Below are 17,147 nucleotides of genomic sequence, written 5' to 3' on the forward strand. Positions count from 1 at the left end.
GTCATTGTGTTGCCGATTTGTCGAAAAGTTGGTATCCTAGAGATGGAGAAAAAGCGATCTGTTGTTTTACATATGACAGGTTTTTATGGTCATGCTATAGGTGGAAAGCTTTTTTCGAGAAGAAGCAAATCAGGCTACATAAGGAGGACTTTCGACATGCCTTTAGTTTCAATGACGGAAATGTTGAATACAGCTAAAGAAAAAGGATATGCTGTTGGACAATTTAACTTAAATAACCTTGAGTTCACTCAAGCTATTTTACAAGCAGCAGAAGAGGAAAAATCCCCGGTTATTCTTGGTGTTTCAGAAGGCGCGGGACGCTACATGGGCGGCTTCAAAACAGTGGTTGCCATGGTTAAAGCTCTTATGGAAGAATACAAAGTGACAGTTCCTGTCGCCATTCACTTAGACCACGGTTCAAGCTTTGAATCTTGTGCGAAAGCGATTCATGCAGGTTTCACTTCTGTAATGATCGACGCATCTCACCACCCGTTTGAGGAAAACGTAGCAACTACAGCTAAAGTGGTTGAGCTTGCTCATTTCCATGGCGTTTCAGTTGAAGCTGAGCTTGGAACTGTAGGCGGACAGGAAGATGACGTGATCGCTGAAGGCGTAATCTATGCTGACCCTAAAGAGTGTCAAGAACTTGTAGAGCGCACTGGCATCGACTGCCTTGCACCTGCACTGGGTTCTGTTCACGGCCCTTACAAAGGCGAACCGAACCTCGGTTTCAAAGAAATGGAAGATATCGGCAAATCAACCGGCCTTCCGTTAGTACTTCACGGCGGTACAGGAATTCCGACTGCCGACATTAAAAAATCAATCTCACTTGGTACGGCTAAAATCAACGTAAACACTGAAAACCAAATTTCTTCTGCAAAAGCTGTCCGCGAAACATTGGCAGCTAAGCCGAACGAATACGATCCTCGTAAATATCTTGGACCTGCTCGTGAAGCGATCAAAGAAACGGTTATCGGCAAAATGCGTGAGTTCGGTTCTTCAAACCAAGCTTAATCCAATGTAACATCCATAAACCGCCTGACAGCATTGACAGGCGGTTTTATGTCTTACCTTTAGAAAGCGCAATCATGTTTTACAGTTCTGAAAATTTATTACTGGGGAGGCTTTCCTTATGTTATTTTTCATTGATACAGCAAACATTGACGAGATTAAAGAAGCTTATGAACTTGGCGTTCTTGCCGGAGTTACGACAAACCCTAGTTTAGTGGCGAAAGAAGCTGACGTGTCTTTCCATGACAGACTTCGTGAGATTACGGAAGTCGTGAGCGGATCAGTAAGCGCGGAAGTCATTTCCCTGAATGCAGAAGAAATGATTGAAGAAGGTAAAGAACTTGCAAAAATCGCACCGAATATCACGGTGAAAATCCCGATGACGTCTGAAGGGTTAAAAGCCGTAAAAGCGCTGAGCGACCTGAACATTAAAACAAACGTAACGCTCATTTTCAGCGCCAACCAAGCGCTTTTGGCGGCAAGAGCCGGGGCGACTTATGTATCTCCGTTCTTAGGCCGTCTGGATGACATCGGCCATAACGGTCTTGAACTGATTTCAGAAATAAGACAGATTTTTGACATTCATGACATTGATACACAAATCATCGCAGCTTCCATCCGTCATGCGCAGCACGTGACTGAAGCCGCTTTACGCGGTGCGCATATCGGTACGATGCCGCTGAAAGTCATTCACCAGCTGACGAAACATCCGTTAACGGATAAAGGCATCGAGCAATTCTTGGCAGACTGGAATAAATAAAGATAAATAGGGCGGCAAACCGGTTGCATCCGTTTGCCGCACCCTTATGTTTTCCTGTTTGGCAGCGGGCCTTCAGTATCAAAGTGAAGAGTGTGTTTCCCCGGAATGTGAACCCGGCGGGCCTCTGTGCATCCTGTGTTAAAAATGCCCCGCAAAGCTTCGCTATTTTCTTCCTGTTATTTTATAATGTCCTTGTATTCTTTCTCTTCGAATTGGCTACATTTTGGACAAGAGCTTTATTTGCAGAGACAGAATAAAATGCCATTTTATTTACGCTCCGCAGCTATCTTCTTATGGAAGGAGACTATCATGGAAAAGTTGAATATTGCCGGCGGCGATCCGTTAAACGGAACCGTACATATCAGCGGCGCGAAAAACAGCGCCGTCGCATTGATACCCGCAACCATTCTGGCAAATTCCGAAGTAACGATCGAAGGGCTTCCGGAGATCTCAGATATTGAAACGCTGCGTGACCTGCTGAAAGAAATCGGCGGAAACGTCCATTTTGAAAAAGGAGAAATGGTCGTCGACCCTTCCCCGATGATCAGCATGCCGCTTCCCAACGGCAAAGTGAAAAAACTCCGCGCTTCCTATTACTTAATGGGCGCGATGCTGGGCCGCTTCAAACAGGCGGTCATCGGACTGCCGGGCGGATGCCATCTCGGGCCGCGGCCGATTGACCAGCACATCAAAGGGTTTGAAGCGCTTGGGGCGGAAGTCACCAATGAACAAGGCGCGATTTATCTGCGCGCCGAAAGGCTGAGAGGCGCACGGATTTATTTAGATGTCGTCAGCGTCGGAGCGACGATCAATATCATGCTTGCCGCTGTACTGGCTGAAGGTAAAACCGTGATAGAAAACGCCGCCAAGGAACCTGAGATTATTGATGTGGCCACATTGCTCACCAGCATGGGCGCAAAGATCAAAGGCGCGGGAACCAATGTAATCAGAATCGACGGCGTAAAAGAGCTGCACGGATGCAGGCATACGATCATTCCGGACAGAATTGAGGCGGGCACCTTTATGATCGCCGGCGCCGCGATGGGGAAAGAAGTCATTATTGATAATGTCATACCGACTCACCTGGAGTCTTTAACGGCGAAGCTCAGGGAAATGGGTTTTCACATTGAGACGAGTGACGATCAGCTTCTTATGCTCGGCGGGCAGAAGCAGATAAAACCGGTCGACGTAAAAACGCTTGTTTACCCGGGATTTCCGACTGATCTTCAGCAGCCGATGACATCTCTGTTAACGAGAGCCAGCGGCACGAGCGTCGTAACCGACACCATCTACTCGGCCCGATTTAAACATATAGATGAGCTGAGACGGATGGGGGCCAACATGAAAGTGGAAGGCAGGTCGGCCATTATCACCGGTCCGGCCGAGCTTCAGGGCGCAAAAGTAAAGGCGAGCGATCTGCGTGCAGGCGCTTGTCTGGTCGTCGCCGGGCTCATGGCTGACGGCGTAACCGAAATTACCGGTCTCGAGCATTTAGACCGCGGCTACAGCAATCTTGAGAAAAAACTCGAAGGCCTGGGCGCCACAATCTGGCGGCAAAGGCTGACGGACGAAGAGATAGAACAGCTCCAAAATTCATAGAAATGCGGACTTTTGAGAGGAGATCGTGTTGAAATGGAAAGAAGCTTATCGATGGAATTGGTTCGAGTCACTGAAGCGGCGGCTTTAGCATCTGCCAGATGGATGGGCCGCGGGAAAAAAGATGAAGCTGATGATGCGGCGACAAGCGCAATGCGTGACGTGTTTGACACGGTGCCGATGAAAGGCACGGTCGTGATCGGGGAAGGCGAGATGGATGAAGCGCCGATGCTTTACATCGGCGAAAAGCTCGGAAACGGATACGGCCCGCGCGTCGATGTCGCCGTCGATCCTCTTGAAGGCACAAACATCGTAGCGAGCGGCGGCTGGAATGCGCTGACGGTGATCGCGGTCGCCGACCATGGAACACTGCTGAACGCCCCGGATATGTATATGGAAAAAATCGCGGTCGGTCCCGAAGCGGTAGGCTGCATCGATATCGAAGCGCCTGTCATTGATAACTTAAAAGCCGTTGCGAAAGCGAAGAACAAAGACATTGAAGATGTCGTGGCAACCATTTTAAATCGTGACAGACATGAAAAAATCATCTCTGAATTGCGTGAGGCGGGCGCCAGAATCAAACTGATCAACGACGGTGATGTCGCGGGCGCCATCAATACGGCCTTTGACCATACGGGAGTAGACATTCTCTTCGGTTCAGGCGGGGCTCCTGAAGGCGTGCTGTCTGCCGTTGCGTTAAAAGCGCTCGGCGGCGAAATCATCGGCAGGCTTCTGCCGCAAAGTGCGGAAGAGCAGGCCCGCTGTGAGCGAATGGGCCTTGATGTATCCAAAGTGCTCCGGATGGAGGACCTTGTGAGAGGGGATGACGCCATTTTTGCCGCAACGGGCGTCACGGACGGAGAGCTGCTGAAAGGCGTTCAGTTCAAAGGCTCCGTCGGCACGACTGAAAGTCTGGTCATCCGGGCGAAATCAGGAACGGTCCGATTCGTTGACGGAAGACACAGCCTGAAGAAAAAACCAAATCTTGTGATCCGGCCATAAATAGAGAAAAGCGGGACGGAAAGTCCCGCTTTTCTTTTGCAATAAAGAGTCAACCCTATCATTTATATGTCAAAGCATTATTTAAGTTGAATAATTTTTTGAAATGAGGTAAAAATAAAGAGTGCTGCGATTTTTCTGTGTCATTCCTTCTTTTGAGTACTGGGAAATTTTCAAATTCTACCGCATACAGACGATATAAATATTGATCTTCTCAAGTTTTTGTCCTCGCTTCCTTCAAAACTCATTAAGACATTCCTTTTTTAAAAAAGCGCCGATCATGGGTGGAAGTGTTACCGATAGAAGTTCCTGAACGTTTTATAAAAGAATGTGCTTTGGCGGAATCATGCGAAGCAGCCGATTTGAATGAAAACAGCAATACATTGACTATGAAAAGCGTGGTGTTTTTATGAAAGACGTATCTATTTCCTCTTTGGAAAATATGAAATTAAAAGAACTATATGAACTGGCCAGACATTATAAAATCTCCTACTACAGCAAACTGACTAAAAAAGAATTAATCTTTGCCATTCTGAAAGCCAACGCCGAGCAGGAGGATCTTCTGTTTATGGAAGGCGTGCTCGAAATCATCCAATCGGAAGGATTCGGCTTCCTCAGACCGATTAATTACTCGCCAAGCTCAGAAGACATCTACATTTCTGCTTCCCAGATCCGCCGCTTTGATTTAAGAAACGGTGACAAAGTATCCGGCAAGGTGCGTCCGCCGAAAGAAAACGAACGCTATTACGGACTTTTGCACGTTGAAGCGGTAAATGGAGATGACCCGGAATCTGCGAAAGAGCGCGTCCATTTTCCCGCGCTGACTCCGCTTTATCCGGACCGCCAAATGGTGCTTGAGACGAAACCGAATTATCTCTCAACAAGAATTCTCGATATGATGGCTCCCGTCGGTTTCGGCCAGCGCGGTCTGATCGTGGCGCCGCCGAAAGCCGGTAAAACCATGCTGTTGAAAGAAATCGCTAACAGCATTACGACAAATCAGCCTGACGCTGAATTGATCGTTCTCTTAATTGATGAAAGACCGGAAGAAGTAACGGATATTGAACGTTCCGTAGCGGGCGATGTCGTCAGCTCGACGTTCGATGAAGTGCCGGAAAATCACATTAAGGTAGCGGAGCTTGTGCTTGAACGGGCGATGCGTCTCGTTGAACACAAAAAAGACGTTATCATTTTGATGGACAGCATTACCCGCCTGGCACGGGCCTACAACCTCGTTATCCCGCCAAGCGGACGTACGCTTTCCGGCGGGATTGACCCGGCTGCGTTCCATCGTCCGAAGCGCTTTTTCGGTGCCGCGCGAAACATTGAAGAGGGCGGCAGCCTGACCATTTTGGCGACGGCGCTCGTAGACACGGGCTCCCGGATGGATGACGTCATCTATGAAGAGTTTAAAGGAACGGGCAACATGGAGCTTCACCTTGACCGTTCTCTTGCGGAAAGACGGATTTTCCCGGCGATCGATATCCGCCGCTCCGGCACACGGAAGGAAGAGCTGCTCGTGCCGAAAGAGCATCTTGACCGTCTATGGGCGATCCGCAAATCGATGTCTGATTCTCCGGACTTCGCAGAGAAGTTTATGAGAAAAATGAAAAAAACAAAAACGAATCAAGAATTCTTCGATCTGATCAACCAAGAATGGAAGCAGGCAAACCTTTCATCATCAGCCCGCCGCTGATAAAAAATGTATTTGCAAATGCAGTAAATGACTGATATAATTCTCTCATATGCGTTCCGGATTACTCCGGAATAATAACTCTGTTTCCACACGGGATTCAGGGCGGAAGGAGATGGATACAATGAAAGCAGGAATTCATCCTAATTTCAAAAAAGCAACAGTTAAATGCGCTTGCGGAAATGAATTTGAAACAGGCTCAGTAAAAGAAGAGGTACGCGTTGAGATTTGCTCTGAATGCCACCCATTCTACACTGGACGTCAAAAATTCGCTTCTGCTGATGGTCGTGTTGATCGCTTTAACAAAAAATACGGTCTTAAGTAATAATAGATTTTACAGGCAGGCAAGAATTGCTTCTTGCCTGTTTTTTATGTCCATAAACAGGAAAAAAAGGGGAGCGGATAGCCTATGTACATAATGAAGCAAAGCGGATGGCTTGAGCTGATATGCGGCAGCATGTTCTCTGGGAAATCAGAAGAGCTGATCCGCAGAGTGAAAAGAGCGACATATGCGAAGCAGGAGGTTAAGGTATTCAAACCTGCCATTGATAATCGCTACAGCGAGGAGGCCGTCGTTTCTCACAACGGCACATCCATGACAAGCCACGTCATCTCGTCTTCGGCTGAAATATGGGATCATATCAGTGAAAGCACGGACGTCATCGCGGTAGATGAAGTGCAGTTTTTCGGCGAATCGATCATCGGCGACTTATCCTCGCTTGCGGATAAAGGCTATCGTGTCATCGCGGCCGGACTTGATATGGATTTCCGGGGAGAGCCGTTCGGCGTGGTGCCGAATCTGATGGCGGTTGCCGAATCGGTGACGAAGCTGCAGGCGGTCTGCTCCGTTTGCGGGTCGCCGGCAAGCCGTACGCAGCGTTTGATTGACGGGAAGCCCGCTTCCTATGATGATCCGGTCATTTTAGTCGGCGCATCGGAGTCATACGAAGCGAGATGCAGACATCATCACGAAGTGCCGAAAAAACAGACTGATAAATAACCCTTTTCATGAAAACATCGGTAAAAAATCCGGTGTTTTTTTGACGTTTTTTCAAAAATTGTAGTTAAATAACTTAAAAAAGAGTATGAAAAAATTAAGTAATTTTCATCTCTTGAATTTTCATTTTTACAGGCATAAAATGACTAAGTAATGTAAATAGTTATGAGACATTGTTCGAATAATTGTCAAAAAAAGATATAGCAGATCGCGATCACACTAGCCAAAACGGGTAATTACTTAACTTTGTTAACTATTTGAAGAAAGAAGGAGATTTTCTTGAATAATATTAAAGTAACGAAGGAAGGCAACTTAGAAACTACTTTAAGAGGAAAAGAAGTTCTATCTATCCCTACTTTAAATAAAGGTGTTGCGTTTTCAGCAGAAGAAAGAAAAAGCCTTGGATTAGACGGGCTGCTTCCTCCGACAATTCTGTCTCTTGATGAGCAGGCAAAACGCGCATACGAGCAGTTTCAAGCTCAGCCGGACCGCCTTCGCCAAAACGTATATTTGAATGATTTGCAAAACCGTAACGAAGTTCTTTTCTTTAAATTGCTTCAAAACCATCTTCGTGAAATGCTGCCGGTTGTTTACACACCGACTGTCGGTGAAGCGATTCAAGAATACAGTCATGAGTACAGAAGACCTCAAGGAATTTACCTTTCTATCGACAACGTGGAAGGAATTGAAGAGGCATTTGAAAACCTTCATGCCACTGCCGGAGATATTGATCTGATCGTTGCGACAGACTCAGAAAGCATCCTCGGAATCGGTGACTGGGGTGTAGGCGGTATCAACATCGCCATCGGTAAATTAGCGGTATACACAGCTGCTGCCGGTATTGACCCAAGCCGCGTCATTCCTGTCGTTCTTGACGTCGGTACGAACAATGAAAAACTTCTGAACGATCCTTTATACATCGGTAACCGCCATGAACGTATCCAAGGCGAACGTTACGAAGCTTTCGTTGACGCTTATGTAAAAGCTGCGCTTAAATATTTCCCTAAAGCTCTTCTTCACTGGGAAGACCTTGGAAACAAAAACGCGCGCAATATCATGAAGAAATACAACCATGAAATTCTTACATTCAACGATGACATTCAAGGAACAGGTGCGATTACGCTTGCGGGTGTGCTTGCGGCTATGAAGAAAACAGGCGCGTCTATTAAAGACCAGCGTGTGGTTGTCTTCGGTGCGGGATCTGCCGGAATCGGAATCGCTGACCAAATCCGCGACACTATGGTGCTTGCAGGTCTTTCTGAAGAAGAAGCCAACAAAGCGTTCTACACAATGGACTACAGAGGCTTGTTAATTGAAGGTATGGAAAACATCCTTGATTTCCAAGAGCCGTACCTGCGCACAGCTGAAGAAATTAAAGATTGGAAACGCGATGAAAATGGACAAATTCCTTTCATTGAAGTGATCCGTCAAGCGAAACCGACAATCTTAATCGGTACATCAGGCCAAAGCGGCGCGTTCAGTGAAGAAATCGTCAAAGAAATGGCAAAACACGTTGAGCGTCCGGTCATCATGCCGATGTCTAACCCGACACCGCTTGCTGAAGCCGTTCCTAGCGATCTTTTCAAATGGACTGACGGCAAAGTGCTTGTGGCGACAGGAAGCCCGTTTGACAATGTAGAGTACAATGGCGTTTCTCATGAAATCGGACAATCTAACAACGCATTCGCGTTCCCTGGACTTGGTCTCGGTTCAATCGTTGTAGAAGCGAAAGTGATTACTCCTGCAATGTTTGCGGCAACTGCTGACGCAATCGCAGAAAGCGTTGATTTTGAAACACCGGGTGCAGGCCTTCTGCCGAGCATGAGCGACTTACAAGAAGTTTCAATTAAAGTTGCGATCGCCGTAGCGGAAACTGCCATTAAAGAAGGCGTGGCAAACCGCATTCCTGAGAATGTAGAACAAGCCGTTCTTGATGCAATGTGGAAACCGCAATATAAGCAAGTTGTCGCTAAATAATTTTTACGATTAATTTTACAGTCCGAGGGAAAGCTTTTATGTAAAGGCTAAAGTATACGGACATTAAGGATTTGGAGGAGAACATTTTGAGCTTCTTAGATATTTTAATCCTCCTGGCGCCGATCTTTTTCGTGATCGTGCTGGGATGGTTCGCAGGTCGCTTCGGAAGTTATGACGCGAAGTCAGCAAAAGGGGTAAGCACCTTAGTTACGAAGTACGCGCTTCCGGCGCATTTTATCGCAAGTATTTTAACCACTTCAAGAAGTGCGTTTTTATCACAGGTTCCTTTGATGGTCGCTTTGATCATTGGGATTGTCGGATTCTTTATCGTCATTCTGTTGGTTTGCAAATTTATCTTCAAGTATGATTTAACGAATTCATCTGTATTTTCTTTAAACTCTGCACAGCCGACATTTGCTTTTATGGGTATTCCTGTACTAGGAAGCTTATTCGGAGCAAGCGAAGTAGCGATTCCTATCGCCGTTACGGGTATCGTGGTTAACGCCATCCTTGACCCGCTTGCGATCATTATCGCTACTGTCGGTGAGTCATCTAAGAAAAAAGACACTGAAAACGAGAACTTCTGGAAAATGACTGGTAAGTCTATTCTTCACGGTCTTTCCGAACCGCTTGCGGCTGCACCGCTTATCAGTATCATTCTGGTACTCTGCGGTGTAACACTCCCTGGCTTGGGAGAAAAAATGCTTGATCAGCTCGGAAGCACAACATCAGGTGTTGCGCTCTTCGCCGTCGGTGTAACTGTCGGTATCCGCAACATTAAGCTCAGTCTGCCGGCTTTCGGTATCGCTTTGTTAAAAGTTGCCGTTCAGCCTGCGCTGATGTACTTGATCGCTCTTGCAGTCGGACTTCCGGCTGACCAGATCACTAAAGCGGTATTGCTCGTTGCATTCCCTGGATCTGCGGTAGCGGCGATGATTGCCACACGTTTCGAAAAACAAGAGGAAGAAACTGCGTCTGCGTTTGTAATCAGTGCGATTTTATCTCTAATCTCACTGCCGATCATCATTGCGCTGACTGCATAATGAAAAGCTCCCTGTTTCAGGGAGCTTTTTTGATTAGAATTGAAATTTAAAAGGCGAAAATCTCGTTTTTTTTCTGGGTTTCTTATGTTCTGAAGAAGCGGCTGTTTCTGAGAGGGGAGCTGTCTGGGCAAGTTCCTGGATGCGGGAGGCCAATGTCTGCAATTCGGAATTGAGGTCGTCAATTTCCCGTCTGTGCTGAAGAAGCTGATAAGACACCCCTTCATCCGCCTTTTGTTTCAGCTGGCGTTCAAGCTCCTCTATCCTTGAAAGCAGATGGTTTTCACCTTGTTTCTCTTTCGTGAGAATGTCCAGTTTGCGCTCCAGCTCTGCCAATCTTTGTTCAGCGCCGCCATTGATTTTCGGACGCTGCAAAATGAAGCCCGTCCGTTTTTTCGGCTGCCGGGGCACTTGAACGTCCAGAAGGGCAGTGCCTTCAGAAATTTGCCGTTTGACCGATTTCAGCACATCAAGATCCTCAGGTGTAAAGGAATAATGTCCGAGCTCATTCCGTTCAGCCGGAAGATTCAGCTGCTTGACCCACCTTTGCACCGTTTTTGCGGAGACACCGAGCTCTTTCGCGGCCATGTTTGTATTCATGATCACATACCTCCTTTTTGCTAGGTATTCGACCATGAGGCGGCGTTCCCTTCATGTTAGACAAAACAAGAAGGAATTCGCCAAAGAAAGCGGCATTTCTTCAAAAAACGTTACGCTTCATACAATTCAAGCGGAAGCTTGTCGGGATCGAAGAAGAAGGTAAACCGTTTCCCCGTCAGCGGATCGGTTCTGATCGGTTCTGTGCCGACGCCCTTTTCCTTTAACTCCCTGACGGCTGCTTCAAGATCGTTTACGGTGAAAGCGAGATGCCGGAGACCCGCGGCTTCCGGTCTGGTCGGCCGTTCGGGCGGATCGGGAAAGGAAAACAATTCAATCGCGTACGCGCCGTCCAGCGCAAGATCAAGTTTATAAGATCCGCGATCCTTTCGGTATGTTTCTTTTATAATGCCGAAACCGAGAATCTCGGTGTAAAAAGCTTTCGACTTTTCATAATCAGAGCATATGATTGCTATATGGTGGATGGATTTCAGCATATCCGCCCCTCCTTTTTTGCTTCAGTATAACAGAGGCGAATTGCTTTTGACTGGCGATAAGCCCTATACTATAATGAGAATGTTACGCACAGGAAAACAGAGGTGAAGACCGTGTTAGACCGTTTACAGTCAATTGAACAACGATACGAAAAATTAAATGAGCTTTTAAGTGATCCGGAAGTGGTCAACGATCCGAAAAAGCTTAGAGAATATTCGAAAGAGCAATCTGATATACAAGAAACCGTTGAAGTCTATAGACAATACAGAGACGCATCAGAACAGCTTGCCGATGCGAAAGCGATGCTTGAGGAAAAGCTTGATGCCGATATGAGAGAAATGGTGAAGGAAGAAATCTCCGAACTGCAGGGAGAGACGGAAACCTTATCAGAGCGTTTGAAAGTGCTCCTCATCCCGAAAGACCCGAACGATGACAAAAACGTAATCATGGAGATCCGCGGAGCAGCGGGAGGAGAAGAAGCCGCGCTGTTTGCGGGAAATCTCTACAGAATGTACTCCCGTTACGCCGAAATCCAAGGCTGGAAGACTGAAGTCATGGAAGCAAACGTGACCGGAACGGGCGGTTACAAAGAAATCATCTTTATGATTACGGGAAAAGGTGCATACTCCAAGCTGAAGTATGAAAATGGCGCGCACCGCGTACAGCGTGTTCCGGAAACGGAATCAGGCGGCCGTATTCATACATCCACGGCGACGGTGGCGTGTCTTCCTGAAGCGGAAGAAGTAGAAGTGGACATCCACGAAAAAGACATCCGCGTCGATACATTTGCATCAAGCGGACCGGGCGGACAAAGCGTAAACACGACGATGTCGGCCGTACGCCTGACGCATTTACCGACCGGTGTCGTCGTATCCTGTCAGGATGAAAAATCTCAGATTAAAAACAAAGAAAAAGCGATGAAGGTGCTCCGCGCCAGAATCTATGACAAATTCCAGCAGGAAGCTCAGGCTGAATATGATCAGACCCGCAAATCAGCCGTCGGTTCAGGCGACCGTTCCGAGCGTATCCGCACATACAATTTCCCGCAAAACCGTGTGACAGATCACCGCATCGGCCTGACGATTCAAAAGCTGGATCAAATCCTGGAAGGCAAGCTTGATGAAGTGGTTGAAGCGTTAATCGTAGAAGACCAGTCAAGCAAGCTCCAGCAGGCGGAAAATTAAGATGAAGACCGTTTTTGAAGCCCTAAGCTGGGCTTCTTCTTATTTAACCGAAGCGGGAAGAGAAAAAAACGCGGCCGAGCTGCTGCTGTTAAATGATACCGGAATGGATCGGAGCAAACTTCTCGCAAGTCTGCAGGAGACCGTCGGCGAGGACGAGCTTTATCGATTCAGACGGCACGTGGAGATGCATAAAGAAGGTATTCCGATTCAATATATTATCGGGAAAGAACAGTTTTACGGCAGGGAATTTTTTGTGAATGACGATGTTCTCATTCCGCGTCCGGAAACGGAAGAAGTCGTCTTTCATCTGCTGGACAGACAGAAGCGGGCATTTTCCGGGGCAGAACGCCTGAACGTCATTGATATCGGTACGGGGAGCGGAGCAATTGCGGTGACGCTCGCGCTTGAATGCGGACATTTTTCAGTATCGGCTTCGGATATTTCAAAAGAAGCGCTGCAGGTGGCGGAAAGAAATGCGCAAAACCTCGGAGCGGACGTGTGTTTTTTGCAGGGAGATCTGTTAACTCCTTTTATTTCATCAGGAAAAAAAGCGGATATAATTGTTTCCAATCCGCCGTATATTTCTGAAGAAGAAATGGCGGATTTGTCGGATATCGTCCGTTTCCATGAGCCGCTTCATGCTCTTACGGACGGCGGTGACGGTTTGAAATTCTACAAGCGGTTTATGGAGGAGCTGCCTCTTGTCATGAAAGATAAAGCGCTTGTCGTCTTTGAAATCGGATATAATCAGGGAAAAGCCGTGAAAGACCTGTTCCGTCATTCCTTTCCGAATGCGGAAGTGGAAGTCGTACAGGACATCAACGGAAAAGACAGAACCGTATCCGCAGTCATCACATCATGAAAAAAGCCCGCCGGTGACGCACACGGCGGGCTTTTGTTACAATGGAAAGAAAATGAAAGGGGCATCCGCCTTGAAAAAAGCGTTCGCCTTCGGATGTGTACTCGCCGCCGCAGCTTATGCGGCGGGGTTTGTTCTGCCGTTTGGCGTTGACATCATTTTCGGCGCCGTTACGGCTGTTCTTATCGTCACAGCGATCATCGTTTCCGGGTTGGCCGTAAGCGGAGCGGAGCAGCGGGCCAATTATCATTCTGAAACAGAAGAAGGACGGCACGCCCGTTTAAAGATGGCCGCCGTTTTCTTTTGCGCCGCTCTCCCTTCAGCCGGCTGTCTGCTGATTACGCTTCTGTAGCCGGATTTTGTCTTTGCAGCAATACGGAATCCCATACCCAATAGACGACGGCTGTTAAAACCGCAAAGATATAAAAGGCTGAATTAGAAAACAGAGATTGGCCTGACGGCTGCAAAAGACCGAAGATGATCCCGTTTGCAATGAATGACACCCCTAAATAATAAAGAAAATACAGCGGATGAAATCTCTTCGGCTTTTTATTCAGAAAGTATTGAAGCGGCAGCGCAAAAATCAAATAAGGAAACAAAAAATAAAACGCCATCGAAATGAAAGCCGCGATAATGAATTGATGAACATACAAAATAGAATAAATGACAGACATACATGCCGCCGACAGCAGCACGGTGTAATTATATTTCATCTGAAAACCTCCTATCAAAATAATATCGTACCATATTTTGAATCTGTCAATGCAGATTATCAGCTTGCTAGATTTTTTTCTTCCCGCCGGTTTAAACCTTTTCCGTCATGTCCATAATGGGACTAGATAAAAAAAGCACGGAGAGGAACGGTGGGGACCGATGAAACAGACGATGATGATCTGCATATATATTTTTCTTTTATTATCAGGAGCGCTTGCGGGTTTGACAAAAGAAGAAACAGCGCGGGCATCAGCCGATGAGCCCGTCGTCATACCGGATGAAGCGATCCGGCTCAGGATTTTGGCCAACAGTGATAACGATGAGGATCAAAAGCTCAAGCGCCAGATCAGAGATGCTGTAAACAAGCAAATCACGGACTGGGTGAAAGATATCACTTCCATTGAAGAAGCGCGGCGGCTCATTCGTTCGAAGCTTCCTGAAATTAAAGAAATCGCCAAACAAACGATGAAAGAAAAGGGTGCGCATCAATCCGTTTCAGTTCAATTCAATAAAATCTCGTTTCCGACAAAGCTGTACGGCAATATGGTCTATCCGGCCGGAAAATATGAAGCGATTTTAATTACACTCGGCAATGGCGAGGGCGCCAACTGGTGGTGCGTCTTGTTTCCGCCGCTGTGCTTCCTTGATTTCTCAAACGGCGAAGCGGTGAAAGATCAGGAAGACGGCGGACAGAAGCAGGAAGAAACGCAGAAACAGACTAAAAAAGTGCTGGATGACGTAAAAGCAAAGGCTGATAAAGCGAAGAAAGAAAAGACAGATGACGATGATACGGAAGTGAAGTTTTTCCTCGTCGATTGGATTTCAGATCTATTTTCCTGAAGCAAAAGGCATAAATCCGGATTCGATTCATAGATTGGAAGAAAGAGTTGATCGAAACGGAGGGAAATATATGTTTTATCAGCTGAGAGTGGCAAGAGATCAAGATACGGAGGCGCTGGAGGCCTTTTTGAAAAAGGCTGATACGGCACATGCGGAAATCGATCAGCAGATCAGCCGTTTTATCGTGCTGGAAGACAGTGAAAAAAAGATTGCCGCCTGTCTCGGGATCGAAAAATTCAGCGGCGGAAAAGGGCTTCTCCGTTCACTCGTCATGTCGGACAGGCTGAATCAAAGCCATATCGTTACACTGTTTCAAAGTATGGATGTGCTGTGCAAAAAACATGAGATTCAAGATGTCTACTTAGTCGCCAATCAGCCCTCATCTGCTGAGTTTCTGAATGTGATGGGATTTGAAGCGTGCGCCGATGCGCCTGATGAACTGTATACGTCCGAACATTTCCGCAATTCGTTATGCGCAGAAGGTTCGTTTTTAATGGTGAAAACCTCTGCCTGATCTAACTTATACACAAGGTTATCCACTTATTAAAAAGTGTTGTCCACAGTTTGTGGATAACACTTGTTTTATTAAAGGACATCTTTTATACTTTCAAAAGGAATACACGAGAGAAAATAAAGTTTTACCGCTTTAAAATAAGGAGTTTGGTTATACATGAAAACAAGAAGATGGTTTGTGGATTGTTCCGCAGAATTATCCACAACCGATCCCCAGATTACACAAGCCGCGGAATTGCTCCGGCAGAATGAGGTTGTGGCTTTTCCGACAGAAACCGTTTACGGACTGGGCGCTAACGCTGAAAATACGGAAGCCGTGACGAAAATATATGAGGCGAAAGGAAGGCCGAGCGATAACCCGCTGATTGTGCATATATCCCATATCAGCCAGCTTGATCGTTTTATCAGCCATATTCCTGAGACGGCGAAAAAGCTTATGAAGCTATTCTGGCCGGGGGCGCTGACCCTTGTCCTGCCGTGTAAGCCCGGTGTGCTGTCACCCCGTGTCACCGCGGGACTTGAGACGGTAGCGGTCAGAATGCCTGATCATCCGGCAGCATTAGCCCTCATCAGCTCGGCCGGACTGCCGATCGCAGCGCCGAGCGCCAATTTATCAGGAAAACCGAGCCCGACGAAGGCCGAGCATGTAGCTCATGATTTAAACGGCCGCATTGCCGGTATTGTGGACGGCGGCGCGACGGGAATCGGAGTGGAATCAACCGTTCTGTCCTGTACGGGGAAACAGCCCGTGCTGCTTCGTCCGGGCGGCGTGACAAAAGAGCAGATTGAATCCGCCGCCGGTCCGGTTCTTGTGGATAAAGGGCTGACCGAAGAAGATGAGGTTCCTATTTCTCCCGGTATGAAATATACACATTACGCGCCTTCTGCGCCGATGGCTATTGCCGACGGCGGCGCCCGGAGAATTCAAGAACTGGCAGACACATATAAAAGCCGGGGGAAACGAATCGGCATTCTGACAACAGAAGAGAACGCCGATAGTTACCAGGCTGATTATATCAAGGTCTGCGGCAGACGCGCCGACCTTGAAACAGTGGCGTCCGCCTTATACGATGCGCTCCGCAGCTTTGATGAAGCGGAAGTGGACATGATTATTTCTGAGTCCTTTCCGGATACCGGAGTGGGGCTCGCCATTATGAACAGGCTGATGAAAGCCGCAGGCGGCACCGTTATCCATTAACTTGTTCTACCCCTTATCGGACATGCATAAGCTAAACAAGCGGGCACGTCCAAGGGGGTTTTTATTTCATGTCGAATCTATTCATCGGGGAACTTGTCTCCTTAAGCATCATGGCATTTGCTTTGGGGACGGATGCCTTTTCCGTCGGGCTCGGAATGGGAATGGTTCAGCTGAAGAAAAAACAGATTTTTCATATAGGGGTTGTCATCGGGCTGTTTCATGTCATGATGCCGCTTACGGGAATGGCGGCCGGGCATCTGCTGTCCGGTTTTCTGGGGATGCTCGCCGTTTACATCGGCGGATCTCTTCTTTTTATTTTAGGGGTGCAGATGATCATCGCCGCGTTTAAACAATCAGACGGGCCGCTCATATCTCCGGCAGGCTCGGGACTGTTGCTGTTTGCGGTCGGTGTCAGTCTGGACAGCTTTTCTGTCGGGCTCAGTCTCGGGATGAACGGCTCCAATCCGTTTCTGGCCGTTGCGCTGTTCGGGGTTTTCAGCACCGTTTTAACATGGGCGGGCCTTTTGGCTGGAAGAAAGGTGCAGTCGTGGCTCGGCTCCTACAGCGAAGCGCTCGGCGGAGCCATTTTAATCGGATTCGGGCTGAAACTGCTTTTACCGATATAAGATACGTAAAAAAAGAAACGAAGATGCCGTTTCTTTTTTCTTCATTTA

General features: G+C 47.4%; 19 protein-coding genes and 1 pseudogene. 17 read left to right on the plus strand and 3 right to left on the minus strand.

From position 1 onward, the window contains the following. The first annotated feature begins 156 nt into the window (after positions 1-156). From G9F75_RS02000 to G9F75_RS02040, 10 genes and pseudogenes are all read left to right on the plus strand, one after another. Entirely contained in the window at positions 157-1,014 is an 858-nt protein-coding gene (locus G9F75_RS02000; protein ID WP_003151102.1) for a class II fructose-bisphosphate aldolase, read from the plus strand. A gap of 118 nt (positions 1,015-1,132) precedes the next feature. Then, on the plus strand, positions 1,133-1,771 hold the full coding sequence (gene fsa, locus G9F75_RS02005) for a fructose-6-phosphate aldolase (protein ID WP_003151103.1): 639 nt from the start codon (positions 1,133-1,135) through the stop codon (positions 1,769-1,771). Between the two features lie 309 nt (positions 1,772-2,080). Beyond that, positions 2,081-3,370, plus strand: a complete 1,290-nt coding sequence (locus G9F75_RS02010; RefSeq protein ID WP_007407612.1) for a UDP-N-acetylglucosamine 1-carboxyvinyltransferase — start codon at positions 2,081-2,083, stop codon at positions 3,368-3,370. 33 nt (positions 3,371-3,403) lie between these two features. Continuing rightward, positions 3,404-4,369 carry a class II fructose-bisphosphatase gene (gene glpX / locus G9F75_RS02015; RefSeq protein ID WP_003151105.1) on the plus strand — a complete coding sequence of 322 codons (966 nt, stop codon included), beginning with the start codon at positions 3,404-3,406 and terminating at the stop codon, positions 4,367-4,369. Positions 4,370-4,570: 201 nt separating this feature from the next. Beyond that, positions 4,571-4,779: pseudogene (locus G9F75_RS20250) on the plus strand (hypothetical protein). Beyond that, the gene (gene rho, locus G9F75_RS02020; RefSeq protein WP_003151107.1) at positions 4,776-6,062 is read left to right on the plus strand and encodes a transcription termination factor Rho; all 1,287 of its coding nucleotides are present in this window, start codon (positions 4,776-4,778) and stop codon (positions 6,060-6,062) included. Before G9F75_RS20250 ends, rho begins: the two are co-directional and overlap by 4 nt. Before the next feature lie 121 nt (positions 6,063-6,183). After that, a complete protein-coding gene (gene rpmE, locus G9F75_RS02025; protein WP_003151132.1) occupies positions 6,184-6,384 on the plus strand; it encodes a 50S ribosomal protein L31 in 201 nt (66 codons plus the stop codon). A gap of 84 nt (positions 6,385-6,468) precedes the next feature. Continuing rightward, positions 6,469-7,059 carry a thymidine kinase gene (locus G9F75_RS02030; protein WP_038464350.1) on the plus strand — a complete coding sequence of 197 codons (591 nt, stop codon included), beginning with the start codon at positions 6,469-6,471 and terminating at the stop codon, positions 7,057-7,059. Positions 7,060-7,335: 276 nt separating this feature from the next. Then, a complete protein-coding gene (gene malS / locus G9F75_RS02035; protein ID WP_007407609.1) occupies positions 7,336-9,033 on the plus strand; it encodes an oxaloacetate-decarboxylating malate dehydrogenase in 1,698 nt (565 codons plus the stop codon). Between the two features lie 86 nt (positions 9,034-9,119). Then, the gene (locus G9F75_RS02040) at positions 9,120-10,076 is read left to right on the plus strand and encodes an AEC family transporter (RefSeq protein WP_007407608.1); all 957 of its coding nucleotides are present in this window, start codon (positions 9,120-9,122) and stop codon (positions 10,074-10,076) included. A gap of 33 nt (positions 10,077-10,109) precedes the next feature. Here G9F75_RS02040 and racA read toward each other — a convergent pair whose 3' ends face one another. Both racA and gloA2 read right to left on the minus strand, forming a co-directional pair. Beyond that, positions 10,110-10,673 carry a chromosome-anchoring protein RacA gene (gene racA / locus G9F75_RS02045; RefSeq protein WP_021494805.1) on the minus strand — a complete coding sequence of 188 codons (564 nt, stop codon included), beginning with the start codon at positions 10,671-10,673 and terminating at the stop codon, positions 10,110-10,112. A 110-nt stretch (positions 10,674-10,783) separates the two neighbouring features. Continuing rightward, positions 10,784-11,167 (minus strand): SMU1112c/YaeR family gloxylase I-like metalloprotein, encoded by a 384-nt coding sequence (gloA2, locus tag G9F75_RS02050; protein ID WP_007614387.1) that lies wholly within the window; start codon positions 11,165-11,167, stop codon positions 10,784-10,786. Positions 11,168-11,278: 111 nt separating this feature from the next. Here gloA2 and prfA point away from each other — a divergent pair, with 111 nt between their 5' ends. The 3 genes from prfA (at position 11,279) to G9F75_RS02065 (ending at position 13,560) form a co-directional block, all read left to right on the plus strand. Continuing rightward, positions 11,279-12,349 (plus strand): peptide chain release factor 1, encoded by a 1,071-nt coding sequence (gene prfA / locus G9F75_RS02055; RefSeq protein WP_003151139.1) that lies wholly within the window; start codon positions 11,279-11,281, stop codon positions 12,347-12,349. A gap of 1 nt (position 12,350) precedes the next feature. After that, positions 12,351-13,211, plus strand: a complete 861-nt coding sequence (gene prmC, locus G9F75_RS02060; RefSeq protein WP_061861623.1) for a peptide chain release factor N(5)-glutamine methyltransferase — start codon at positions 12,351-12,353, stop codon at positions 13,209-13,211. 70 nt (positions 13,212-13,281) lie between these two features. Beyond that, on the plus strand, positions 13,282-13,560 hold the full coding sequence (locus G9F75_RS02065; RefSeq protein WP_021494808.1) for a DUF5316 family protein: 279 nt from the start codon (positions 13,282-13,284) through the stop codon (positions 13,558-13,560). Here G9F75_RS02065 and G9F75_RS02070 read toward each other — a convergent pair. Beyond that, complete coding sequence (locus G9F75_RS02070) at positions 13,547-13,921, minus strand: UPF0715 family protein (RefSeq protein ID WP_003151143.1); 375 nt, start codon at positions 13,919-13,921, stop codon at positions 13,547-13,549. The two genes, G9F75_RS02065 and G9F75_RS02070, sit on opposite strands and share 14 nt — an antisense overlap. A gap of 160 nt (positions 13,922-14,081) precedes the next feature. On the opposite strand from G9F75_RS02070, the gene spoIIR reads away from it, so the two are divergent. The 4 genes from spoIIR to G9F75_RS02090 all read left to right on the plus strand — a co-directional run bounded on the left by spoIIR (position 14,082) and on the right by G9F75_RS02090 (position 17,099). Next, on the plus strand, positions 14,082-14,762 hold the full coding sequence (gene spoIIR / locus G9F75_RS02075) for a stage II sporulation protein R (protein WP_154817744.1): 681 nt from the start codon (positions 14,082-14,084) through the stop codon (positions 14,760-14,762). A gap of 70 nt (positions 14,763-14,832) precedes the next feature. Further along, entirely contained in the window at positions 14,833-15,276 is a 444-nt protein-coding gene (locus tag G9F75_RS02080; protein WP_154817743.1) for a GNAT family N-acetyltransferase, read from the plus strand. A gap of 156 nt (positions 15,277-15,432) precedes the next feature. Next, positions 15,433-16,473 carry an L-threonylcarbamoyladenylate synthase gene (locus G9F75_RS02085; RefSeq protein WP_053285342.1) on the plus strand — a complete coding sequence of 347 codons (1,041 nt, stop codon included), beginning with the start codon at positions 15,433-15,435 and terminating at the stop codon, positions 16,471-16,473. 68 nt (positions 16,474-16,541) lie between these two features. Beyond that, positions 16,542-17,099 carry a manganese efflux pump MntP gene (locus G9F75_RS02090; protein ID WP_154817742.1) on the plus strand — a complete coding sequence of 186 codons (558 nt, stop codon included), beginning with the start codon at positions 16,542-16,544 and terminating at the stop codon, positions 17,097-17,099. Positions 17,100-17,147 lie beyond the last annotated feature (48 nt).

Origin of the sequence: Bacillus sp. EKM208B, assembly GCF_011800725.1 — a bacterium.
GTDB classification, from domain to species: domain Bacteria; phylum Bacillota; class Bacilli; order Bacillales; family Bacillaceae; genus Bacillus; species Bacillus velezensis.